This is a genomic window from Stutzerimonas nosocomialis (assembly GCF_005876855.1).
Lineage (GTDB): Bacteria > Pseudomonadota > Gammaproteobacteria > Pseudomonadales > Pseudomonadaceae > Stutzerimonas > Stutzerimonas nosocomialis.
The window spans coordinates 20422-43537 of record NZ_QLAE01000007.1; the positions used below are offsets into that span (position 1 = coordinate 20422).

The following is a 23116-nucleotide window of genomic DNA, read 5'->3' on the forward strand; positions in this document are numbered from 1 at the left end:
CGAGGGCCGCTGGCAAACCCGGCTTCGAAGGGGTCAGGCGTTCGGCGTGGAAGGCTGTTCCAGCTGCGCCCAGAGCGAGGCGCCACCGGCCGACTTCTCGATCGCCGCGAGCCGGGCGACATGCAGGGCGAGCTCTTCTTCGCTGGCACGCAACACCTGGGTGAGCCGGCGATCGGCCGGCAGGCGTCGAATCGGCGAGGGCACGGCACGGCCGCCGCTGTTCTGATCGGCCCCGTCGCTGGCCAGGGACAGGTTGGTCTGCCCGCCGGTCATGGTCAGGTAGACATCCGCGAGAATCTCGGCGTCGAGCAAGGCGCCGTGCAGGTCGCGGCCGGAGTTGTCGACGCCGTAGCGCTTGCAAAGGGCATCGAGGCTGTTGCGCTGGCCCGGGTGGCGTTCACGCGCCATCAGCAGGGTGTCGAGCACCGTGCAATGATCGGTGATCTCGGCGCGGTCGCGCTGGCCGAGCAAGGCGAACTCGTTGTTGATGAAGCCGATGTCGAACGCCGCGTTGTGGATGATCAGCTGCGAGTCCTTGATGAACTCGAAGAACTCATCGGCGACGTCGCGAAAGCGCGGCTTGTCCACGAGGAACTCGTTGGTGATGCCGTGTACCGCGATGGCGCCCTCGTCCACTTCACGATCAGGCTGCAGATAGACATGGTAATGGCGACCGGTCAGTTTTCTGCCGATGACCTCCACACAGCCGATTTCGATGACCCGGTGGCCATCGGTGACCGGCATGCCGGTGGTTTCGGTATCGAGTACTACGCTGCGCATCGGATGCTCGCTTACAAAATGGGTTGTCGTTTGGCCTGGACCACGCCACGGTTGGCCAAGAGGTCGGCGCGCTCGTTACCGGGATGGCCGGCGTGACCGCGGACCCATTCCCAGCGCACCTGGTGTCGGTTGACCTGCTCGTCGAGCTGCTGCCAGAGATCGGCGTTCTTCACCGGCTGCTTGGCGGCCGTTTTCCAGCCCCGCTTCTTCCAGTTCGGCAGCCACTCGGTGATGCCCTGCATGACGTACTGGGAATCGGTCACCAGGCGCACGTCGCAGGGCCTTTTGAGCTCGGCCAGCGCGCGGATGGCGGCCATCAGTTCCATGCGGTTGTTGGTGGTCTCGGGCTCGCCGCCCCAGAGTTCGCGCTCGACCCCCTTGTAGACCAGCAATGCCCCCCAGCCGCCAGGACCGGGGTTGCCCTTGCACGCGCCGTCCGTATAGATCTCTACCAGGGTATCGCTCATGGGTGAAAAAACGCCTCGCGCCCCGCAGGGCTGATTAAGGGAGTGCTGGCAGTCTGCAGGCTGGCGCGGCGACAGGCCTATTGCTCGACGTCGCGACGACTGAGCTTGGCGACCGGCATAGGAATCAGCTTGCCCATGCGTTCGCGGCGGTCCTGGCGCAAAGGCCGGAGCCCGGCCATCAGCTTGCGTGCCACCAGCAGGTAGAACCCGCCGGCGGGCAGCTGAACCCGCTCGCCGACCGACTCCATGCGTGCCAGGCGCGACTGCCAGCGGCTCGACGAAAGCGGCGGACAATAGCATCCGAACCTGCGTTTCTCTAGTGCGAATCCCAGCAGGTTCAGCCAGTCCCCGACGCGCGTGGCGCGAATGCAGCGCGCATGGCGAAAGGCCTCGCGGGACACTGCGCGGCGCATGCCCCAGGCGCTCCAGGGATTCACCCCGACGACCAGCAGGTGGCCGCCGGGGCGTACGCTGCGCGCCGCTTCCCGCAGCAGGGCGTGGGGCGAACAGCTGAAATCGAGCCCATGCTGCAGCACGACGATATCGGCTGCGTGCTCGCCGAGGGGCCAGGCCTGTTCGTCACAGACGATCTCCACGCCCGGCAATGCCGCGCCTATCCTGACGCTGCGCTTGATCATCGGCGACTCGGGCAGCGAGTCGGCAAAAGGGCCGTAATGCACCAGGTAACTGCCGAAGCAGCGGTCCAGTTCGTCGCCCAGAATCCGCCTTTCCTGAGCCAAGAGCTGTTGGCCGAGGGGGCCGGCGAACCATTCGCTGGCCTCGCGGATCATGTGCGACCAGGAGGAATCGAGCTGGGTGGACGGTTCGGGCTTCATCGTCAACTCCGTTCATCGATTGCGCCGGCGCCCGCCGCAGGGCCGGCCATCTGTTCAATGAGCCTGCTAGGATGCGCCTTTGTCCCTCTCTTGGCGACCGTAATATGCTCACCATCACCGCACTGCCCGCCTTCACCGACAACTATATATGGCTCCTCCAGGACGACGACGCGCGGCGCTGCGCAGCCGTCGATCCAGGCGACGCGGCCCCGGTGCTGCGCTGGCTCGAGGCCCATCCGGACTGGGAACTGACCAATATCCTGATCACCCATCACCACCACGATCACGTCGGCGGCGTCGATGCGCTGAAGGCCGCGACCGGCGCCCGGGTGTACGGCCCGGCGGCCGAGTCGATCCCCGGCCGGGACATCGCCCTGACCGACGGCGACACCCTCGAGGTGCTGGGCGCAACCCTGCGCGTGATCGCCGTGCCCGGCCATACGCTCGGGCATATCGCCTACGTCCACGAGGGCGCTACGCCCTGGCTGCTTTGCGGCGACACCCTGTTCGCGGCGGGCTGCGGGCGGTTGTTCGAAGGCACCGCCGAGCAGATGTTCCAATCCCTGCGGCGATTCACCGCCCTGCCCGCCGAGACCCTGGTGTACTGCACCCACGAGTACACACTGAGCAACCTGCGTTTCGCCCAGGCCGTCGAGCCGGGCAATGCGGCCATTCACAAACGGTTACAGGAAGTCTCCGATTGGCGTGAGCAGGGCCGGATCAGCCTGCCGAGCACACTCGCCCTGGAGCTGCAGACCAATCCATTCCTGCGCAGCGCGGAGCCCGGCGTGCGGGAAGCGGCGAGTCGTCAGAGTGGCAGCGAATTGGCCACCGAAATCGACGTGTTCGCTGCGCTTCGCGCCTGGAAGGATCGCTTCTGAATAAGGTCGACGGTGCCCCAAAACGGCGCCGCTTCGCTTGACCCCCCCTGGATGCGTTCCTAGAATCGCCCGACCTTTGCGCCCGGGAACCCCTCCAGCCAATGCTGTCAGCTCCTTTCAAACGCCTCGATTCGGACGCTTTGGCAGCCTCCGGTCGGGTGCTCGCCCTCGCGGTCTGCCTGGCCATCACCGGTTGTCAAACCACCACTGGCCAGCACGACGTCGACGCGCCTCGCAAGTCCAGCCCCTTCGCTCGCAGCCTGCAGCAGGAGCCGATCTGGCTGACCGATACGCCGACGCCGGTGACCCACGAGGATATCTGGGAGCGACTACGCGAAGGGTTCCAGTTGCAGGACCTTGCCGATTCCAACCCTCGCATCGAGCAACAGCGCCTGCTGTTCGCCAACAACACCCGCTCCGTGGAGCAGGCCACCAAGCGCGGTGCTCCCTACATCCACTACATCGTCGAATCGCTCGAAGAGCGCGACATGCCGCTGGAGCTCGCGCTGCTGCCGGTGATCGAGAGTTCCTACAACCCTCTGGCCTACTCGCGCGCCCATGCCGTTGGCCTGTGGCAGTTCATTCCGTCCACCGGGCTGCACTACAACCTGCGCCAGACCAGCTGGTATGACGGCCGGCGCGACATCACGGCCTCCACCAACGCCGCGCTGAGCTACCTCAGCCGCCTGCACGGCATGTTCAATGGCGACTGGCTGCTGGCGCTGGCGGCCTACAACGCCGGTGAAGGTACCGTCAGCCGCGCGATCGAGCGCAACCAGAAGCTCGGCCTGCCGACCGACTACTGGAACCTGGCGCTCCCGCAGGAGACCCGCAACTACGTGCCCAAGCTGCTGGCCCTGTCGCAGATGGTGATGTCGCCGCAGGCCCACGGGATATCCCTCAGCCCGATCGCCAACGAGCCGTACTTCGAAGCGGTTCCCCTCAAGCAGCATATGAACCTGGCCCAGATCGCCTCCATGGCCGACCTGGACGAAGACGAGCTGTTCCAGCTCAACCCCGCCTACAAGCAGCGCATCACCCTCGACGGCCCCCAGCAGTTGCTGGTCCCGGCGGAAAAGGCAGAAATGCTCTCCGCCAGCCTGGCGCTGATGAAACCCTCGGACGTGGTGCTCTGGCAGCAATACCAGGTACGGCGCGGCGACACCCTGAGCGCCATCGCGACCCGCCATCAACTGACGGTCAGCACCCTGCGCGAGATCAACCGCCTGAGCGACGATCGCCTGAGCATCGGCCAGACGCTCAGCATCCCGGGTTCGGCGGCAACCTCCGAGCCCGCTTCTCCGCTCGGCCAGGCCGTGGCGCGAAGCAACGTCTCGACACCCCGCAGCTACCGCGTGCGCCAAGGTGACAACCTCTGGGGCATCGCCAAGGCGCAGAACGTATCGGTACAGGACCTGCAGCGCTGGAACCGTCTTTCCGGCAGCAACCTCCGGGTCGGCCAGGCGCTCTTCCTTCAGGGACCGGCGGCCAACGTGGCGACGAAGCCCAAATCGTCCAACCCGACCTATTACAAGGTGCAGCGCGGTGACTCGCTGTACATGATCGCCAAGCGGTTCAACGTGCAGCTGCAAAGCCTGCAGAGCTGGAACCCCAGCAGCAGCGTGCTCAAGCCCGGGCAGACGCTGACGCTCTACCTTCCCTGACGCACAGCCTCGGGGCTTCGACCGAGGCCCTCCAGGCAGCGGCCGGTCAGCTGGGTAAAACGCTGGAACGCCACGAACTGCTCGTGCGTCAGGGCGCGCCCGGAGAGCCGGCTGTCGGCGTAAAGCACGCCGATCTGACGTGTACCGGCCATCAACGGCGCAATGAAGAACATCCCCTTGCCCAACCATTGGCGAATCGGCTCGCTGACCATGTCATTGAGGTTGCTGCTGGCCGGAACCCCCATCCACAGCGCTTCGCGATGGCGCAGCACGTAGCTGAAGATATGCGGCTGTCGCGGCGGCGCCACAGGCAGCAGGAACCCGTCGAGCCAGGATTGCGTGCCCTCGCCCACGGCACGCTTGGCGCGAAACATCGTCTGCTGCTCGGCAAGCACGGCGAGCATCACCCGCTCGAGACCGGCACCCCTGTGCAACCCTTCGAGCAGGGTATCCAGAATGAGCCCGACCTCTCCCCGACCCGTCGCCTGCTGGCCGAGCGCCTGCAACGCCTGCTGCATCAACGTCAGGTCCGACTGCAGCAGGCTTGCCCTGCGCTGGGCCTGCTGAAGGCTGATCTGCTCCGGATCGGTACTGGGGATCAACCGGCTCACCAGACCTGCGCCGAAGGTGGTGGCGACCTTGACGGCTTCATCGGCACTGGCCAGTACCTGGGACAGGGCCTCCTCCGGCGTCACGTCAATATAATTCGCCAGTTCCGCGATCGCCTGTTGCATGCCCGGGCTGCTCCAGCCTTCCAGCGCCGCTTCGCTGATACGCACCCCCAGGGTCACCGCACGCACCGCAGGGTCCGCGGAGCGCCCCGGACTTTGCGCGAGCACCGCCAGCTCGCCCAGCCCCCAGTTCTTGATCAGCCCCAGGGTCAGCTGACGAAAACTGGTGCCAAGGACCTGCTGAACCGCATCGTCCCGCTGCACGCCGGGTCGGGCGAGGGCTTCGGCGAGGGCATCGGCCTGCGTCCCGCCACAGCCCCAGAAGGCCAGTTCACCCAGGTTGAACAGCAGCGCCGCGATGAACACCTCCTCTTCCTGGCGCGACACGTAGCCGGCGATGTTGCGAGCCTGCACCGCGGCGTGAAACGACCGCGCGAGCAGCTCCTGCAACTGCTCGCGAGGCACGCGGGTCAGCAAGCCGTCGATCAGGCTCACCGAAAGGCTGATCAGCCGGACGTTCTCGAAGCCGATCATGACGATGGCCCGCGAGATGGTCTTGATCGTTTCCTGGGAGGGGTTGTAGTAGCTGCTGTTGCCGACCCGCAGCACCTTGGAGGTGAGCGCGGCGTCGCGCAGGAGCACATCGGCGAGCTGGCCGACCGAGGCGTCGTGAGTGAGGGTGAGGCGTTGAAGTTCGCTGACCACAGCAGCCAAGGCAGGGAGTTCCGCCTGGCTCAAGCGTTCAAGCCAGGACTGCAGACCATGGCTGTTTGTATGCACGATGACTACCTTGCCCGAAGGCCAGCGCGATAACGGTGTTTTGCCGTAGATGTACAGCCTTTTTCCTGTGCAGACAAGCTGTTACTGTACCGGGCCGAACAGCCAGAAAGCCTCGAAGCAGCCATGGATCGGATCTCCGTCTGATGCGACCCCTCTTTCTCCTGGTGACATGCCTGGCCTTGAGCTTCCCTGCCCTCGCGACCCTGAGCGAAAGCCATGGTTATGCGCAGTTCGGCACCCTCAAATACCCGGCGAATTTTACCCACTTCGACTGGGTGAACCCCGACGCGCCGAGAGGCGGTACGGTCAGGCTAATGGCCACGGGTTCTTTCGATACGCTCAACCCCTACACCTTCAAAGGCACCAGCCCCGTCGCCACGCCCGGGTTCTTCCAGTACGGCGTCAGCGAGTTCAACGAACCGCTGATGGTCGGTGGCGGCAGCTACGACCCATCCGGCGACGAGCCGGCGTCCTACTACGGGCTGATCGCCAAATCGCTCGAATACAACGAAGACCGCAGCTGGGTGGTGTTCAACCTGCGCGAGAAAGCCCGCTTTCATGATGGCGTGCCGATCACCGCTTACGATGTGGCCTACTCCTATCGCCTGCTGACCCGTGACGGACATCCGCAGTACCGGACCAACCTGCAGGGCATCAAGCGCGTCGACATCCTCAACCGGCACCGGGTCCGCTTCGTTTTCGAGCGCTCCGATCCGATGCTGATCATGCGCCTGGGCGAACTGCCGGTGCTGCCGCAGCATTACTGGAAGGATCGAGACTTCAAGGCAACGACGTTCGAGCCACCGCTGGGCAGCGGGCCTTACCGCATCGCCCAGGTCCAGCCGGGCCGCCAGGTGGTTTTCGAGCGCGTGAAGAACTGGTGGGGCGCCGACCTTGCGGTCAACCGCGGCAAGTACAACTTCGACCGCGTCGAGGTGGAGTTCTACCGCGACAGCACGGTCGCCTTCGAAGCCTTCAAGGCCGGCGAATTCGACTTCTATATCGAGCACCAGGCGAAGAACTGGAACAACGGTTACCAGTTTCCAGCCGTCTTGCGCGGCGACGTGATCCGCACGGAAATTCCCCACCAGATCCCGACGCAGACCCAGGGGCTGTTCATGAACAGCCGTCGCGCCACCTTCGCCGACCCCAGGGTCCGCGAAGCGCTGGGCATGATGTTCGACTTCCAGTGGACCAACCGCGCGCTGTTCTATGGCGCCTACCGGCGCAGCGAAAGCTTCTACCCCAACAGCGAGTTCGCCGCGACCGGCATTCCGGAAGGCGGCGAATGGCTGCTGCTCTCGCCATTTCGCAAGCAGCTGCCGCCCGCCCTGTTCACCGAGCCCTTCAAACTGCCGCACACCGAAGGCCGGGGTATCCCCCGCGAGACGCTTCGCAGCGCGCTGGGACTGCTCGAGGAGGCCGGCTGGAAGCCGTCGCGCCAGCGGCTGCGCAACGCACAAGGCCATCCGCTGACGTTCGAGATCCTGCTGGTCAACCCGGGCCTGGAACGGATACTCCAGCCCTATGCGGAAAACCTCAGCCGGATCGGCATCCAGGCCAACCTGCGCACCGTCGACCGCGCCCAGTACAAGCAGCGGCTCGACAACTACGACTACGACATGATCCTCATGACCCTCAGCCAGAGCTTGAGCCCGGGCAAGGAACAATGGCTGTACTTCCACTCCAGCCAGGTGGACGTCAAAGGCGGTCGCAACTATGCCGGCGTCGCCAACCCGATCATCGACGAACTGCTGGGCAAGCTCGTCAACGCCAGCACCCGTGACGAACAGATAGCGGCAGCGCGTGCCATCGACCGCGTGCTGCTGTGGAATCACTACATCATCCCCAACTGGTTCATCAGCAACCACCGACTGGCCTACCGCAACCGGTTCGCCCACGTGGCCGCACCGCCCTACACCCTCGGGCTACGCGCCTGGTGGCTGAAGGATTTGGAGAACACGCGATGACACAACGCTTTCGGCACCCGCTTTTGCGCGCCGGTTTGCTGTCCCTGCTCTGCCTGACGGGCATGGCCCAGGCGGCGCCCCAGCATGCGCTCACACTCTATGGCGAGAAGCCCAAGTATCCGGCCAATTTCCAGCACTTCGACTACGCCCACCCCGACGCGCCCAAGGGCGGTACGCTCCGGCGCTCGGGTTCCGGCGGCTTCGATTCTCTCAATCCCTTCATCAACAAGGGCGTGCCGGCCGACGAGATCGGCCTGATCTACGACACCCTGACGACCAACAGCCTCGACGAGCCCTTCACCGTCTACGGCCTGCTGGCCGAGAAGATCGAGCGCGCGCCCGACAACAGCTGGGTCCGCTTCCATCTGCGTCCCGAAGCCCGCTTCCATGACGGCGAGCCGGTCACGGCCGAAGACGTGGTCTTCACCTTCGAGACCCTGATCAGCCAGGGCGCCCCCTGGTACCGGGCCTACTACGCCGATGTCGCCAAGGTCACCGCCGAAAGCCCCCGACGGGTTCGTTTCGACTTCAAGCACGCCGGCAACCGCGAGCTGCCGCTGATCCTTGGCCAGCTGTTGGTGCTGCCCAAGCACTGGTGGGCCGAGCGCGACTTCAACTCCAGCGGACTGGAGCCGCCACTCGGCAGTGGCCCCTACCGGATCGAACGCGTCCAGGCCGGACGCTCGGTGCGCTATCAGCGCGTCGAGGATTACTGGGGCAAGGACCTGCCGGTCAATCGCGGCTTCTACAATTTCGACCGCATCACCTTCGACTACTACCGCGACAACGACGTCGCACTGCAGGCATTCAAGGCCGGGCAGTTCGACTTCTGGCTCGAAACCAGCGCCAAGAACTGGGCCACCGCCTATGACATCCCGGCGGTAAGGGACGGGCGGATCGTCAAGGAAGAGATCGAGAACCACAATCCGACCGGCATGCAGGGCTTCATTCTCAACACGCGCCGGCCGCTGCTGCATGACCGGCGCGTACGCGAGGCCCTGGGCCTGCTGTTCGATTTCGAGTGGACCAACCGCCAGCTGTTCAATGGCGCCTACACCCGCACCACCAGCTACTTCGACAACTCGGAGATGGCCGCCACCGGCCTGCCGGACGCCGACGAGCTGAAGATTCTTGAACCGCTGCGGGGCCAGATTCCCGACGAGGTGTTCGAGCGCCCGTTCGAGCTGCCCAGGACCGAAGCCAACGGCATCATCCGCGACCAGCAGCGCCAGGCCTACAAGCTGTTGATGGACGCCGGCTGGAAGATCGAGAACGACCGCATGGTCGATACCGAAGGCAAGCCGGTGAAGCTCGAGTTCCTGCTGGTGCAGGCCGAATTCGAGAGGGTCCTGCTGCCCTACAAGCGCAACCTCGCGGATCTCGGCATCGAGCTGGAGATTCGCCGGGTCGACGTCTCGCAATACATCAACCGGCTGCGCTCGCGCGACTACGACATGATCGTCAGCAGCTTCGGCCAGTCCAACTCGCCCGGCAACGAGCAGCGCGAATACTGGCATTCCTCGAGCGCGGACAACCCCGGCAGCCGCAACCTCATCGGCCTGAAGGACCCCGCCATCGACGTTCTGGTCGACAAGCTGATCGCCGCCGATTCGCGCAAGGAGCTGGTGACCCGCACTCGCGCGCTCGATCGCGTACTGCTCTGGGGCCACTACGTGATACCCAACTGGCACATCAAGACCTGGCGCGTGGCCTACTGGAACCAGTTCGGCCATCCCGAGGTGACACCCGACCAGGACATCGGCCTGATGACCTGGTGGCGCAAGCCTGACACGCCCATGCCCAAGGCCGATCCGGACGAGGTCAAGGAAGCCGAGAAGCTGGCGGCCGATGCGGCGCCCGAAGACGACGCAGCGGAGCACTGAGCATGCTCGCTTACATCCTTCGGCGCCTGCTGCTGATCATCCCGACCCTTTTCGGCATCCTGCTGATCAACTTCATCATCATTCAGGCCGCGCCAGGCGGCCCGGTCGAACAGGCGATCGCCAAGCTCGAAGGCTTCGAGGGCGCCACCAGCCGCATCGCCGGCGGTGGCTCCGAGGTGGCGGTCGCCGGCAATACCTATCGCGGCGCCCAGGGGCTCGACCCCGAGCTGATCGCCGAAATCGAGCGCCTGTACGGCTTCGACAAACCGGCGCCGGAGCGCTTCTGGATCATGCTGCGCAACTACCTGCGCTTCGACTTCGGCGAGAGCTTCTTCCGCGACGCGAAGGTCACCGACCTGATCATCGAGAAGATGCCCGTCTCGATCTCGCTGGGGCTGTGGAGCACGTTGATCATGTACCTGCTGTCGATCCCGCTGGGCATCGCCAAGGCGACTCGCCACGGCAGCGCGTTCGACGTCTGGACCAGTTCGGCGATCATCGTCGGCTACGCCATTCCGGCCTTCCTGTTCGCCATTCTGCTGATCGTCCTGTTCGCCGGCGGCAGCTACTGGAACTGGTTTCCGCTACGCGGGCTGACCTCGAACAACTTCGACGAACTGACCATGGCCGGCAAGATTCTCGACTATTTCTGGCACCTCGCGCTGCCGGTCACCGCGCTGGTGATCGGCAACTTCGCGACCCTCACATTGCTGACCAAGAACAGCTTCCTCGACGAGATCAACAAGCAGTACGTCATCACCGCCCGGGCCAAGGGCCTGAGCAAGAATCGCGTGCTGTACGGCCACGTGTTCCGCAACGCGATGCTGATCATCATTGCCGGTTTCCCCGCCGCGTTCGTCGGCATGTTCTTCACCGGCTCGCTGCTCATCGAGGTGATTTTCTCCCTCGACGGCCTGGGGCTGCTCAGCTTCGAGGCGGCGATCAACCGCGACTATCCGGTGGTGTTCGGTACGCTGTTCCTGTTCACCCTCCTCGGCCTGGTGGTCAAGCTGATCGGTGACCTGACCTATACCCTGGTCGATCCGCGCATCGACTTCGAAAGCAGGGAGGCCTGAAATGGCGCTGTCTCCTCTGAATCAACGCCGCTTCGCCCTGTTCAAGGCCAATCGTCGCGGCTGGTGGTCGCTCTGGCTGTTCCTCGCGCTCTTCGTGCTGAGCCTGGGCGCCGAGTTCCTCGCCAACGACAAACCGATCGTGGTGCGCTACGACGGCCAGTGGTACTTCCCGGTGCTCAAGCGTTACCCGGAAACCACCTTCGGTGGCGAATTCCCGCTGCAGGCCAATTACAAGAGCCCCTATATCCAGGAACTCATCGCCGAGAAGGACGGCTGGATGATCTGGCCGCCGATTCCCTTCTACTACTCGAGCATCAACTACGACCTGCAGGTGCCCGCTCCCGCCCCGCCATCGACGATGAACTGGCTGGGTACCGACGACCAGGGCCGGGACGTCCTCGCCCGGGTGATATACGGCTTTCGCATCTCGGTGCTGTTCGCCGTCACGCTGACCCTGCTCAGTTCGATCATCGGCGTGATCGCCGGCGCACTCCAGGGGTTCTACGGCGGGTGGGTCGATCTCGTCGGCCAGCGGGTGCTGGAGATCTGGTCGGGCCTTCCGGTCCTGTACCTGCTCATCATCCTGGCCAGCTTCGTGCAGCCGAATTTCTGGTGGCTGCTGGGGATCATGCTGCTGTTTTCCTGGATGAGCCTGGTCGATGTGGTCCGCGCCGAATTCCTGCGCGGACGCAACCTGGAGTACGTGCGCGCGGCCCGGGCGCTGGGCATGCAGAACGGCGCCATCATGTTCCGCCACATCCTGCCCAATGCCATGGTATCGACCATGACGTTCGTGCCCTTCATTCTGACCGGGGCCATCGGCACGCTCACCGCGCTCGACTTCCTGGGCTTCGGTCTGCCGCCAGGCGAGCCCTCTCTGGGTGAGCTGGTGGCCCAGGGCAAGGCCAACCTGCAGGCGCCCTGGCTGGGCATCACCGCATTCATGGTGCTCGCAATCATGCTGACGCTGCTGGTATTCATCGGCGAAGCGGCCCGCGATGCGTTCGACCCGAGGAAATAAGATGGACGAGACACTCGTAGAAGTCAGGGATCTCGCCGTCGACTTCAACTCCGCCGGTACGCCGCACCGGGTGGTCGAAGGCGTCAGCTTCGATATCCGCAAAGGTGAAACGCTCGCGCTGGTCGGTGAAAGCGGGTCCGGAAAGTCCGTAACGGCCCATTCCATCCTGCGCTTGCTGCCCTACCCCAAGGCTTCGCATCCGGCCGGGCAGATCCTCTATGGCGGCAACGACCTGCTGCAGGCGAACGAAAAATCGATGCGCAAGCTGCGCGGCAACCGGATCGCCATGATCTTCCAGGAGCCGATGACCTCGCTCAACCCGTTGCATACCGTGGGCAAGCAGATCAATGAGATCCTGGCCCTGCACAAGGGGCTGCGCGGCAGGCAGGCGACGGCGCGCACCCTGGAGCTGCTGGAGATGGTCGGCATCCCGGAACCACGCAAGCGGATCCGCGCCTTTCCCCACGAGCTTTCCGGCGGGCAGCGCCAGCGGGTGATGATCGCCATGGCACTGGCCAACGAGCCCGAATTGTTGATCGCCGATGAACCGACCACGGCGCTGGACGTCACCGTTCAGCTGAAGATCCTGGAGTTGCTCCAGCAATTGCAGGCGCGCCTGGGCATGGCGCTGCTCCTGATCAGCCACGATCTGAACCTGGTCAGGCGCATCGCTCATCGCGTATGTGTCATGCAGCGCGGTCGCGTCGTCGAACAGGCGTCGTGTGAAGAATTGTTCCGCTCGCCGCAGCATCCCTATACCCAGGAACTGCTCGGTGCGGAGCCCAGCGGCAGGCCGGTGGAGACTACGCCGGGCGAGCCGTTGCTGGAGGTGAAAGACATGCGCGTGTGGTTCCCGATCAAGAAGGGACTGCTTCGGCGCACCGTCGATCACATCAAGGCCGTCGACGGAATCGGTTTCAGCCTCCTTCAGGGGCAGACGCTCGGCATCGTTGGCGAAAGCGGCTCCGGCAAGTCCACCCTTGGCCTGGCGATCCTGCGCCTGCTTTCGAGCACAGGCGAGATTCGCTTCCAGGGCCAGGCGATGGAGAAGATGTCCCAGCGCGAGGTTCGGCCGCTGCGCCGACAGATGCAGGTGGTGTTTCAGGACCCCTTTGGTAGCCTGAGCCCACGCATGTCGGTCGGCCAGATCATCGGCGAGGGCCTGCAGATCCATCGGATCGGGACGCCGGCAGAGAGGGAACAGGCCATCATCGACGCACTCGTGGAAGTAGGTCTCGATCCGGAAACCCGGCATCGCTATCCACACGAGTTTTCCGGCGGGCAACGGCAGCGCATCGCCATTGCCCGGGCTCTGGTGTTGAAACCGGCGCTGATCCTCCTCGACGAGCCGACTTCCGCGCTCGATCGAACGGTACAGCGCCAGGTGGTGGAGCTTCTGCGTTCATTGCAGGCCAAGTACAACCTGACCTTCCTGTTCATCAGCCATGACCTGGCCGTTGTTCGGGCCCTGAGCCATCACTTGATCGTGATGAAACAGGGACAGGTCGTGGAACAGGGGCCCGCAGACAGTATTTTTTCTGCACCCCAACACCCGTACACGCAGCAGTTGCTGGAATCCGCCTTCATGGCACCTGGCACTGGCGACGATAAACATGAGAGGGAACAAGCACATGGGTTTTCTAACCGGTAAGCGCGCACTGATCGTTGGCGTTGCCAGCAAACTGTCCATCGCCTCGGGCATCGCTGCGGCCATGCATCGCGAAGGCGCCGAACTGGCGTTCACCTACCAGAACGACAAGCTCAAGGGCCGCGTCGAGGAATTCGCCGCCGGCTGGGGCTCGGGACCGGAACTGTGCTTCCCTTGCGATGTGGCCAGCGACGAGGAAATCGCCAAGGTCTTCGAGCAACTCGGCCAGAAGTGGGATGGCCTGGACATCATCGTTCACTCGGTAGGCTTCGCCCCCGGCGATCAGCTGGACGGCGACTTCACCGAAGTCACCACCCGCGAAGGCTTCCGTATCGCCCACGACATCAGCGCCTACAGCCTGGTCGCCCTGGCCAAGGCCGGCCGGCCGATGATGAACGGCCGCGGCGGCAGCATCCTGACGCTGTCCTACCTGGGCGCCGAGCGCACCATGCCCAACTACAACGTCATGGGCATGGCCAAGGCCAGCCTCGAGGCCGGCGTCCGCTACCTGGCCGGCAGCCTGGGCCCAGAAGGCACCCGCGTGAACGCGGTCTCGGCAGGCCCGATCCGCACCCTCGCCGCATCCGGCATCAAGAGCTTCCGCAAGATGCTGGCAGCCAACGAGCGCCAGACCCCGCTGCGCCGCAACGTGACCATCGAGGAAGTCGGCAACGCCGGCGCATTCCTCTGCTCCGACCTGGCCTCGGGCATCAGCGGCGAAATCCTGTACGTGGACGGTGGGTTCAACACCACCGCGATGGGTGCGATCGAAGACTGATCGCCACCCTGAAACGAAAAAACCCGCAGCGATGCGGGTTTTTTGTTGCCTCAGGCGCGCTACAGCGGGGCTGCAGGCGCCTTGCTTTCAGATATCAGTAACGCTCGATCTCAGCCTCGGCTTGCTGCTTGGCGCGGAACGCGGCGAAGTCCTGCTGCCCGGCACGCGATGCGAGGAAGCGACGATAGTCCTGCTTCTCTTCATCGGACAAGGCTTCGGTCGGCTCGCTGACACCGCTCAGGCGGAGCACCACGTAATCGCCATTGGGCAGCGAAACACCCGAGTAGCTCGGCTTGTCGGCGACTTCAGGCTTGGGCATGCGGAACACCGCCTGCAGCAGCGCCGGGTCCACACCTTCCTGGTTGCGCGTGGCTGCTTCCGTCTGTTGCCACTCGACCGAACGCTCCTGCCCGTCTCGCAGACTGGCGAGCAGCTTCTCGCCTTCGCTGCGCGCCTGCTCGGTCGCCTTGTCGCGGCGAAGCTGCTCGACGATGCCGTCGCGCACCTCATCCAGCTCGAGCGCCTCGGGCTGCAGATGCTCCTTGACCCGCAGGGCGATAGACGTGTCTGGATCCAGTTCGATCACACCGCTGTTGTTGCCATCGACCAGCACTTCCTCACTGAACGCCGCCTGGATCACCTGGCGGTTGGCAGCGATCCCCTCTCCGCCTTCACGGCCGAAGGCAGGCGTGGTCTGAACCTTGAGGCCCAGCTCCTCGGCCGGCTGGCCAAGGTCGGAGGCTTCGAACGCCGCGTCTTCGAGGCGCTTGCTGGCTTCCACGAAACGCTGTTCAACCTGGCGGGCCTTGAGTTCACGTTCCAGCTCGGGACGCATGCTTTCGAGCGTCGGCACTTCCGGCGAGCGCACACCGAGCAGCTTGATCAGATGCCAGCCGAACTCCGAGCGCACCGGCTGTGACAGCTGATTCTCGTCAAGCGCGTAGAGCGCGTCTTCGAACGCCTGGTCGTACACTCCCGGGCCCGCGTAACCCAGGTCACCGCCCTCGCTTGCCGAACCCGGGTCTTGGGAAAACTCCTTGGCCAGCGCCGCGAAGTCCTCACCCGCCTCGACGCGCTTGCGGATCTCCTCGACCTTCTCGCGTGCCTGCTCGTCGCTCACGCCATCGCCCGGCTCGATCAGGATGTGCGCGGCACGGCGCTGCTCGGCAAGGTTGGCGATCTGGTTGTGGTACAGCTCCTGCAGTTCCTCGTCGGATACGTCGACCTGGTCGAAGAATGCATCCTTCTTGAGCTCAACGTACTCCAGTACCACCTGCTCGGGGGTACGGAACTGGTCGGCATGCGCTTCGTAATAGGCGCGCACCTCGTCGTCGCCGACTTCGACAGCCGCGGCATCGGCTGCGACGGTCACTGCCGCGAAATCGCGGGTCTGCCGTTCAAGCCGGGCGAAATCCTCGATCTGCCGGTCGGTCACGAAGCCCGTTCCAGCGATACCTGCCCGCAGCTGGCCGATGAGCATTTCCTGCTCCAGCAGACGACGGAACTGCATACGGGTGTAGCCCATCTGCTGCAGCACCTGATCGAACCGCGCGGCATTGAACGCGCCCTCGACTTGGAATTCAGGCGTCTGCAGGATCAGCTGGTCGAGCGACTGCTGCGAAAAGGCGAAGTCGGCCGACTTGGCCGCCTGGAGAAGCAGCATCCGCTCGATCAGGGAGTTCAACGCCGACTCACGCAGCAACCTGTCGTTGAGCAACGACGGATCGAAATCGCGGCCAAGCTGCTGGGCTAGCTGGCGGCGCTGCAGCTCTACCGCCTGGGTGAGCTCGTCCTGCGAGATCTCTTCGCCATTTACCGACGCGGCATCCCGGCTATTGCTCACCGCGTTGAAAATCGCGTCGAAGCCGGTCAGCGCCAGGAGCATGACGATGATGCCGATGATGGTTTTGGCAATCCAGCCTTGTGAATTGTCCCTGATGTTCTGAAGCATGCGTCCCCCAGGTAACAGCTGCACGTGCCTACCTGCAGCATGGGTGGAATCCAGATAGAAGAAAGGCGCATCCATGGATGCGCCTTCTCGGAGCTTTGGAGCGGTTGGGCTATCCCGGTACCGGCGCGCAACAGGCGCTGCCTGCCGGTTCAACCGCTCCAGATCAGTGCCAGTCTAACCGAGCACCGAACGGATCGGAAAACGCTTAGTTAACAGCGTCTTTCAGAGCCTTGCCAGCTTTGAAGCCCGGGATCTTGGCAGCATCGATCTTGATCGGCTTGCCAGTCTGCGGGTTGCGGCCAGTGCGAGCAGCGCGCTCTTTCACGGCGAAAGTACCGAAACCAACCAGTACCACGGAGTCACCAGCCTTCAGAGCGCCAGTGACGGATTCGATCACTGCGTCCAGCGCACGGCCAGCAACAGCTTTCGGGATATCAGCAGATGCAGCGATGGCATCGATCAGTTCCGACTTGTTCACTCTAAGTCCCCTTATTTCTGTTGAGTCTATCTATAATTTTTTAGGTGTAAGCAAAGCGGTGCTGGAATGGCACAGACACAAAGAGCCGGTTTATAACAAGGGCCTCAAAATTGTGTCAAGGAAGCCTCCGGCTAATGCGTGCTGATTCGCTCCTTGGAATCAGACTCGCGCTTGTCATCCTTTGCAACCAGATCGGGAGCCGCATCGGGCAAGGGCTCCGGCGCGTATTGCAGCGCAATTTGCAGGACCTCGTCAATCCACTTGACCGGTTTAATCTGCAGGTCCTGCTTAATATTTTCAGGAATCTCTTTCAGATCACGTTGATTCTCTTCCGGGATGATCACCGTCTTGATTCCACCCCGATGAGCGGCAAGTAACTTCTCCTTGAGTCCACCGATGGCAAGGACCTGACCACGCAAAGTGATCTCACCTGTCATTGCGACATCGGCGCGCACCGGAATGTGCGTCAATGCCGAAACCAGTGCGGTGCACATGCCGATACCTGCGCTCGGACCGTCCTTGGGCGTTGCGCCTTCGGGCACGTGAATGTGGATGTCCTGCTTCTCCTGGAAATCGGACGCAATGCCGAGGCTCTTGGCGCGGCTGCGTACCACGGTGAGCGCAGCGGTGATGGACTCGCCCATGACGTCGCCCAGCGAACCGGTCTTGATCAGTTGGCCTTTGCCCGGAACCACGGCAGACTCGATCGTCAGCAGCTCTCCACCGACCTGGGTCCAGGCCAGCCCCGTCACCTGGCCGATCTGGTCTTCCTGCTCGGCAAGACCGTAGCGGAATTTGCGTACACCCAGGAAATGCTCGAGGGAATCGGCGGTGACCTGAACCTGGAAGCGCTTCTCGGCAGCATGCTCCTTGACCACCTTGCGGCAGACCTTGGCAATCTGCCGCTCCAGGCTGCGAACGCCCGCTTCGCGGGTGTAGTAGCGGATGATGTCGAGCAGCGCCGCCTCGTCGAACTCGAGCTCGCCCTTCTTCATGCCGTTGGCCTGAATCTGCTTGGGCGCCAGGTAGCGTCGGGCGATATTGACCTTCTCGTCCTCGGTATACCCAGGCAGGCGGATGACTTCCATGCGGTCGAGCAACGGCGCAGGAATGTTCATCGAGTTCGCGGTGCAGAGGAACATCACATCGGACAGGTCGTAATCGACCTCAAGATAGTGATCGTTGAAATTGTGGTTCTGCTCGGGATCGAGCACCTCGAGCAGCGCCGAGGCCGGATCGCCGCGCATGTCGCTGCCCAGCTTGTCGATCTCGTCGAGCAGGAACAGCGGGTTGCGCACGCCGACCTTGGTCATCTTCTGGATCAGGCGACCCGGCATCGAACCGATGTAGGTTCTGCGATGCCCACGGATCTCGGCCTCGTCCCGCACGCCACCCAGCGCCATGCGCACGAACTTGCGATTGGTCGAGCGCGCAATGGACTCGGCCAGCGACGTCTTGCCCACACCGGGCGGCCCCACCAGGCAGAGCACCGGCCCCTTGAGCTTCTTCACGCGCTTCTGCACCGCGAGATACTCGAGAATACGGTCCTTGACCTCTTCGAGACCGAAGTGGTCGGCGTCGAGCACTTCTTCGGCCTTGGCCATATCCAGGCGGACCTTGCTCGCCGCCTTCCATGGCACGTTCACCAGCCAGTCGATGTAGGTGCGCACCACGGTCGCTTCGGCGGACATCGGCGACATCTGCTTGAGCTTGTTCAGCTCGGCCTGCGCCTTGGCATGGGCGTCCTTGGTCAGGCCAGCGTTCTCGATGCGCTTCTTGAGATCATCGATCTCGTTGTGGCCCTCATCGATGTCGCCCAGCTCCTTCTGAATGGCCTTCATCTGCTCATTCAGGTAGTACTCGCGCTGGCTGCGCTCCATCTGCTTCTTCACCCGGCCACGGATGCGCTTCTCAACCTGCAGCAGATCGATTTCGGCATCCAGCAACGCCAGCACATGCTCGACGCGGGCAGCCAGGTCGGTGATTTCGAGAATTTCCTGCTTCTGCTCGATCTTCAGCGCCATATGCGCGGCCATGGTATCCACTAGGCGCGACGGCTCGTCGATGCTGCTGAGCGAGGAAAGCACCTCGGCCGGCACCTTCTTGCCCAGCTGCACATACTGCTCGAACTGGCTGAGCAGGCTGCGAACGAAGACTTCCGCCTCGCGTTCGGCCACGGCCGATTCGTCGATCAGGCTCACTTCGGCGCGGCAATGCTCGTCGATCTCGTAAAAGCGCTCGATCTGCCCCCGCTGCTCGCCCTCGACCAGCACCTTGACCGTACCGTCGGGCAACTTGAGCAGCTGCAGAACGGTGGCCACGGTGCCGACCCGATAAAGAGCCTCTTCGCCCGGATCGTCGTCAGCCGGGTTTTTCTGCGCCAGCAGCAGAATCTGCTTGTCGCCGACCATGGCGGATTCGAGCGCCTCGATGGACTTCTCGCGGCCAACGAACAGCGGAATCACCATGTGCGGATACACCACCACATCGCGCAGCGGCAGGAGGGGCAATTCGATGGTTGTATTCATAAGTCTCAGCTCTACTGCGGCCCCTAGGGCCGAAACGGACAGGGTGCCCTTCGAATTAAGATGAGGGTGTCACCCTTAAAAAACAAGGACAGCGGCTAAAAAGCAAAGGGGCCCGGAGGCCCCTTTTCTATCACGCGTCAGGCGCCACCTTGGCAGGCGGCTCGCTGTTCTCGTAGATCAGCAGCGGCTTGGACGTACCTTCGATGACGCTCTCGTCGATGACCACCTTGCTGACATCTTTTTGCGACGGGATGTCGTACATGGTGTCGAGCAGCACGCCTTCGAGGATCGAACGCAGGCCACGCGCACCGGTCCGCCGCTCGAGCGCCCGATGGGCAACCGAGCGAAGCGCGTCGGGACGAAATTCCAGATCGACCCCTTCGAGTTCGAACAGCTTCGCATACTGCTTGGTCAGCGCATTCTTGGGCTCGGTCAGAATCTGGATCAGCGCCGCCTCGTCCAGCTCATCCAGGGTCGCGATGACCGGCAGACGACCAACGAACTCGGGGATCAGACCGAACTTGACCAGATCGTCCGGCTCGACGGCACGCAGCGCCTCGCCGACCTTCTTGCCCGGGTCCTTGCTGCGGACTTCGGCGTTGAAACCGATACCGCCCTGGGTGGAGCGGTTCTGAATGACCTTCTCCAGACCGGCGAAGGCACCGCCGCAGATGAACAGGATGTTGCGCGTATCGACCTGCAGGAATTCCTGCTGCGGATGCTTGCGACCACCCTGGGGAGGAACCGAAGCTACGGTACCTTCGATCAGCTTGAGCAGCGCCTGCTGCACGCCCTCGCCCGACACGTCACGCGTGATGGAGGGGTTGTCGGACTTGCGGGAGATCTTGTCGATCTCGTCGATGTAGACGATGCCCATCTGGGCCTTTTCGACATCGTAATCGCACTTCTGCAGCAGCTTCTGGATGATGTTCTCGACATCCTCGCCCACGTACCCCGCTTCGGTGAGGGTGGTCGCATCGGCGATGGTGAACGGTACGTTGAGCAGACGAGCCAGGGTTTCGGCCAGCAGCGTCTTGCCGGAGCCGGTGGGCCCGATGAGGAGAATGTTGCTCTTGCCCAGCTCGACTTCTTCTTTCTTGTCGCGCTGGTTCAACCGCTTGTAGTGGTTGTAAACGGCCACCGCCAGGATCTTCTTCGCGCGCTCCTGACCAATGACGTACTGGTCGAGGATGCCGCTGATCTCCTTGGGCGCAGGCAGCTTGTGCGCGTTGCTTTCGGCCTGGGCTTCCTGCACCTCCTCACGGATGATGTCATTGCACAGGTCGACGCACTCGTCGCAGATGAAGACCGAAGGTCCGGCAATCAATTTGCGAACTTCATGCTGGCTTTTGCCGCAAAAAGAGCAATAAAGCAGTTTGCCGGAGTCTTCGCCGTTACGGGTGTCAGTCATTCGATCAATCCAATCGGGGAAGGCTTGGAACACAAGATGAAGGCAATCGTGGGCTTTTTCAAGCCCACGAGGCAGCCGGACATCGCAGACCCTGGTGGAATCAGCTGGCGACCTGACGGTGACGCAGAACCTGGTCGATCAGGCCGTAGGTGACGGCATCGTCGCCGCTCATGAAGTTGTCGCGATCGGTGTCGCGGGCGATGACCTCGATCGGTTGACCGGTGTGCTCGGCCAGGACCTTGTTCAGCCGCTCACGGATCGTCAGGATCTCGCGGGCGTGAATTTCGATGTCCGAAGCCTGCCCCTGGAAGCCGCCCAGAGGCTGGTGGATCATCATCCGCGAATGCGGCAGGCAGTAGCGCTTGCCAGCGGCGCCGCCGGCGAGCAGCAGCGCACCCATGCTGCAGGCCTGACCGATGCAGATCGTCGAAACGTCGGGCTTGATGAACTGCATGGTGTCGTAGATGGCCATCCCGGCGGTAACCGAACCGCCCGGCGAGTTGATGTAAAGGTGGATGTCCTTGTCCGGGTTTTCCGCCTCGAGGAACAGCAGCTGCGCGACGATCAGGTTGGCCATGTAGTCTTCGACCTGGCCGACCATGAAGATCACCCGCTCCTTCAGGAGACGCGAATAGATGTCGTACGCACGCTCACCCCGGGCCGATTGCTCGATAACCATCGGGACCAGGCCACCGGCGGCCTGGATGTCCGGTGCTTGCGCTTGCATGTAAGAATTACGGGACATGTTCCAGCGATACTCCCTATGTCATGCCGTCAAAGACATAAGCCAGCACGAGGCTGGCTTATGGTTGCGCATCAAACGATGTGAAGAAAGTCAGGCAGCTTGCGACGCTTCCACAGGCTTCACTGCTTCTTCGTAGGAGACCGATTTGTCGGTCACTTTAGCCTGCTGCAGAACAGTATCTACAACTTGCTCTTCGAGCACAACCGAGCGGACTTCGTTCATTTGCTCGTCGTTCTTGTAGTACCAGGACACCACCTGCTCGGGCTCCTGATAGGCCGAGGCCATCTCTTCGATCAGCTCGCGGACGCGGGCTTCGTCAGGCTTGAGCTCTTTCTGCTTGACCACTTCGGCGACGATCAGACCCAGCACGACACGGCGCTTGGCCTGCTCCTGGAACAGCTCGGCAGGCAGCTGGTCGGGCTTGATGTTGCCACCGAACTGCTGGACGGCCTGGACGCGCAGACGATTGACTTCGTTGTCGATCAGGGCCTTCGGCACGTCGATCTGGTTGGTGGTGATCAGGCCTTCCATCACCTGATTCTTGACCTTGGACTTGATCGCCTGACGCAGCTCACGCTCCATGTTCTTGCGAACCTCGGCGCGGAAGCCTTCCAGGCCACCTTCCTGCACGCCGAACTGAGCGAAGAACGCTTCGTCCAGTTCCGGCAGCTGGGGTGCAGCCACGGCGTTGACGGTCACGGTGAACTCGGCGGTTTTGCCGGCCAGGTCCAGATTCTGGTAGTCCTCGGGGAAGGTCGGGTTGATCACGCGCTCTTCACCGACCTTGACGCCCACCAGTGCATCCTCGAAGCCCGGGATCATGCGGCCCGAACCCAGCACCAGCTGAGTGTTGCTGGCCGAACCACCGGCAAAGGCTTCACCGTCGATCTTGCCTACGAAATCGATGGTCAGCTGGTCGCCGTTCTCGGCGGCGCGATCGACCGCTTCGTAGCGGGTGTTCTGCTTGCGCAGGATTTCCAGCATGTTGTCGACGTCGGACTCGGCGACCTCGGCGCTCAGGCGCTCGACTTCGATACCGTCGAAACCGGCTACCTGGAATTCAGGAAAGACTTCGAACGTGGCGATGTATTCCAGATCCTTGCCCTTCTCGAACACCTTCGGCTCGACCGCCGGCGCACCGGCCGGGTTCAGCTTCTCGGCGACCACGGCTTCATAGAAGGTGGCCTGGATGACGTCGCCCAGGACTTCCTGACGTGCGGCCGCTTCGTAACGCTGACGAATGACGCTCATGGGCACCTTGCCGGGGCGGAAGCCCGGGATCTTCGCCCGGCTGGCAGTCTGCTGCAGACGCTTGTTGACTTCGGTCTCGATGCGCTCGGCGGGCACGCCGATGGTCATGCGGCGCTCAAGAGCGGAGGTGCTTTCAACAGAAACTTGCATGTATTTTCCTCGTTGCACAGACATTAGCCGGGCGTTCCGGCCCAAGAATTGGGCATGCATTCTAGAGACTCGGTTGACAGAAGTCACCCCGCACCCGTCACCCGCATCGCTCACGACAGGCGCATGGTGCGGGCTACAGGCGCCGAC

18 protein-coding genes are annotated in these 23116 nt (G+C 63.1%); 8 read left to right on the forward strand and 10 right to left on the reverse strand.

Going from position 1 to position 23116, the window contains the following annotated elements:
• Positions 1-33: 33 nt before the first annotated feature.
• The 3 genes from dnaQ to DN824_RS06000 form a co-directional block, all read right to left on the reverse strand.
• On the reverse strand, positions 34-780 hold the full coding sequence (gene dnaQ / locus DN824_RS05990) for a DNA polymerase III subunit epsilon (protein ID WP_138407439.1): 747 nt from the start codon (positions 778-780) through the stop codon (positions 34-36).
• Between the two features lie 11 nt (positions 781-791).
• Positions 792-1247: a ribonuclease HI gene (gene rnhA / locus DN824_RS05995; RefSeq protein WP_138407440.1), complete on the reverse strand. Its 456-nt coding sequence runs from the start codon at positions 1245-1247 to the stop codon at positions 792-794.
• 77 nt (positions 1248-1324) lie between these two features.
• Positions 1325-2083, reverse strand: coding sequence for a class I SAM-dependent methyltransferase (locus DN824_RS06000; protein ID WP_138407441.1), 759 nt, complete (start codon positions 2081-2083; stop codon positions 1325-1327).
• A 104-nt stretch (positions 2084-2187) separates the two neighbouring features.
• Between DN824_RS06000 and gloB the strand changes: the two genes are divergently transcribed.
• On the forward strand, positions 2188-2964 hold the full coding sequence (gene gloB / locus DN824_RS06005; RefSeq protein ID WP_138407442.1) for a hydroxyacylglutathione hydrolase: 777 nt from the start codon (positions 2188-2190) through the stop codon (positions 2962-2964).
• A gap of 101 nt (positions 2965-3065) precedes the next feature.
• Positions 3066-4628 (forward strand): LysM peptidoglycan-binding domain-containing protein, encoded by a 1563-nt coding sequence (locus DN824_RS06010; protein WP_138407443.1) that lies wholly within the window; start codon positions 3066-3068, stop codon positions 4626-4628.
• Here DN824_RS06010 and DN824_RS06015 read toward each other — a convergent pair.
• Positions 4616-6058 (reverse strand): HDOD domain-containing protein, encoded by a 1443-nt coding sequence (locus DN824_RS06015; protein ID WP_414718398.1) that lies wholly within the window; start codon positions 6056-6058, stop codon positions 4616-4618. The two genes, DN824_RS06010 and DN824_RS06015, sit on opposite strands and share 13 nt — an antisense overlap.
• 164 nt (positions 6059-6222) lie before the next feature.
• On the opposite strand from DN824_RS06015, the gene DN824_RS06020 reads away from it, so the two are divergent.
• From DN824_RS06020 to fabI, 6 genes are read left to right on the forward strand one after another with little or no spacing between them, the layout of a single operon-like run.
• On the forward strand, positions 6223-8049 hold the full coding sequence (locus DN824_RS06020; RefSeq protein ID WP_138407445.1) for an extracellular solute-binding protein: 1827 nt from the start codon (positions 6223-6225) through the stop codon (positions 8047-8049).
• Positions 8046-9932 carry an extracellular solute-binding protein gene (locus DN824_RS06025; RefSeq protein ID WP_138407446.1) on the forward strand — a complete coding sequence of 629 codons (1887 nt, stop codon included), beginning with the start codon at positions 8046-8048 and terminating at the stop codon, positions 9930-9932. Before DN824_RS06020 ends, DN824_RS06025 begins: the two co-directional genes overlap by 4 nt.
• Before the next feature lie 2 nt (positions 9933-9934).
• On the forward strand, positions 9935-11008 hold the full coding sequence (locus DN824_RS06030; protein ID WP_138407447.1) for a microcin C ABC transporter permease YejB: 1074 nt from the start codon (positions 9935-9937) through the stop codon (positions 11006-11008).
• A gap of 1 nt (position 11009) precedes the next feature.
• Positions 11010-12029: an ABC transporter permease gene (locus tag DN824_RS06035; RefSeq protein WP_138407448.1), complete on the forward strand. Its 1020-nt coding sequence runs from the start codon at positions 11010-11012 to the stop codon at positions 12027-12029.
• Between the two features lies 1 nt (position 12030).
• Positions 12031-13680 carry an ABC transporter ATP-binding protein gene (locus tag DN824_RS06040; RefSeq protein WP_138407449.1) on the forward strand — a complete coding sequence of 550 codons (1650 nt, stop codon included), beginning with the start codon at positions 12031-12033 and terminating at the stop codon, positions 13678-13680.
• The gene (fabI, locus tag DN824_RS06045; protein ID WP_138407450.1) at positions 13661-14455 is read left to right on the forward strand and encodes an enoyl-ACP reductase FabI; all 795 of its coding nucleotides are present in this window, start codon (positions 13661-13663) and stop codon (positions 14453-14455) included. The genes DN824_RS06040 and fabI overlap by 20 nt, the downstream gene beginning before the upstream one ends.
• A 94-nt stretch (positions 14456-14549) precedes the next feature.
• Here the strand turns inward: fabI and DN824_RS06050 are convergent, their stop codons facing one another.
• The 6 genes from DN824_RS06050 to tig all read right to left on the reverse strand — a co-directional run bounded on the left by DN824_RS06050 (position 14550) and on the right by tig (position 22969).
• Entirely contained in the window at positions 14550-16406 is a 1857-nt protein-coding gene (locus DN824_RS06050) for a SurA N-terminal domain-containing protein (protein ID WP_138407451.1), read from the reverse strand.
• 205 nt (positions 16407-16611) lie between these two features.
• Positions 16612-16884 (reverse strand): HU family DNA-binding protein, encoded by a 273-nt coding sequence (locus DN824_RS06055; protein WP_004422505.1) that lies wholly within the window; start codon positions 16882-16884, stop codon positions 16612-16614.
• 131 nt (positions 16885-17015) lie between these two features.
• Positions 17016-19412 (reverse strand): endopeptidase La, encoded by a 2397-nt coding sequence (gene lon, locus DN824_RS06060; RefSeq protein WP_138407452.1) that lies wholly within the window; start codon positions 19410-19412, stop codon positions 17016-17018.
• A 130-nt stretch (positions 19413-19542) separates the two neighbouring features.
• Positions 19543-20823 (reverse strand): ATP-dependent Clp protease ATP-binding subunit ClpX, encoded by a 1281-nt coding sequence (gene clpX, locus DN824_RS06065; protein WP_138407453.1) that lies wholly within the window; start codon positions 20821-20823, stop codon positions 19543-19545.
• A gap of 100 nt (positions 20824-20923) precedes the next feature.
• On the reverse strand, positions 20924-21568 hold the full coding sequence (gene clpP / locus DN824_RS06070) for an ATP-dependent Clp endopeptidase proteolytic subunit ClpP (protein ID WP_138407454.1): 645 nt from the start codon (positions 21566-21568) through the stop codon (positions 20924-20926).
• A 90-nt stretch (positions 21569-21658) separates the two neighbouring features.
• Entirely contained in the window at positions 21659-22969 is a 1311-nt protein-coding gene (gene tig / locus DN824_RS06075) for a trigger factor (RefSeq protein ID WP_138407455.1), read from the reverse strand.
• Positions 22970-23116 lie beyond the last annotated feature (147 nt).

Excerpts from the sequence above, each read along its gene's own strand:
- clpX (WP_138407453.1), bottom strand. The coding sequence starts at position 20,823 with ATGACTGACACCCGTAACGGCGAAGACTCCGGCAAACTGCTTTATTGC.
- DN824_RS06035 (WP_138407448.1), top strand. The coding sequence starts at position 11,010 with ATGGCGCTGTCTCCTCTGAATCAACGCCGCTTCGCCCTGTTCAAGGCC.
- lon (WP_138407452.1), bottom strand. The coding sequence starts at position 19,412 with ATGAATACAACCATCGAATTGCCCCTCCTGCCGCTGCGCGATGTGGTG.
- DN824_RS06000 (WP_138407441.1), bottom strand. The coding sequence starts at position 2,083 with ATGAAGCCCGAACCGTCCACCCAGCTCGATTCCTCCTGGTCGCACATG.
- DN824_RS06025 (WP_138407446.1), top strand. The coding sequence starts at position 8,046 with ATGACACAACGCTTTCGGCACCCGCTTTTGCGCGCCGGTTTGCTGTCC.
- DN824_RS06030 (WP_138407447.1), top strand. The coding sequence starts at position 9,935 with ATGCTCGCTTACATCCTTCGGCGCCTGCTGCTGATCATCCCGACCCTT.
- DN824_RS06010 (WP_138407443.1), top strand. The coding sequence starts at position 3,066 with ATGCTGTCAGCTCCTTTCAAACGCCTCGATTCGGACGCTTTGGCAGCC.
- clpP (WP_138407454.1), bottom strand. The coding sequence starts at position 21,568 with ATGTCCCGTAATTCTTACATGCAAGCGCAAGCACCGGACATCCAGGCC.
- DN824_RS06050 (WP_138407451.1), bottom strand. The coding sequence starts at position 16,406 with ATGCTTCAGAACATCAGGGACAATTCACAAGGCTGGATTGCCAAAACC.
- dnaQ (WP_138407439.1), bottom strand. The coding sequence starts at position 780 with ATGCGCAGCGTAGTACTCGATACCGAAACCACCGGCATGCCGGTCACC.
- tig (WP_138407455.1), bottom strand. The coding sequence starts at position 22,969 with ATGCAAGTTTCTGTTGAAAGCACCTCCGCTCTTGAGCGCCGCATGACC.
- gloB (WP_138407442.1), top strand. The coding sequence starts at position 2,188 with ATGCTCACCATCACCGCACTGCCCGCCTTCACCGACAACTATATATGG.
- DN824_RS06040 (WP_138407449.1), top strand. The coding sequence starts at position 12,031 with ATGGACGAGACACTCGTAGAAGTCAGGGATCTCGCCGTCGACTTCAAC.
- fabI (WP_138407450.1), top strand. The coding sequence starts at position 13,661 with ATGGGTTTTCTAACCGGTAAGCGCGCACTGATCGTTGGCGTTGCCAGC.
- DN824_RS06020 (WP_138407445.1), top strand. The coding sequence starts at position 6,223 with ATGCGACCCCTCTTTCTCCTGGTGACATGCCTGGCCTTGAGCTTCCCT.
- rnhA (WP_138407440.1), bottom strand. The coding sequence starts at position 1,247 with ATGAGCGATACCCTGGTAGAGATCTATACGGACGGCGCGTGCAAGGGC.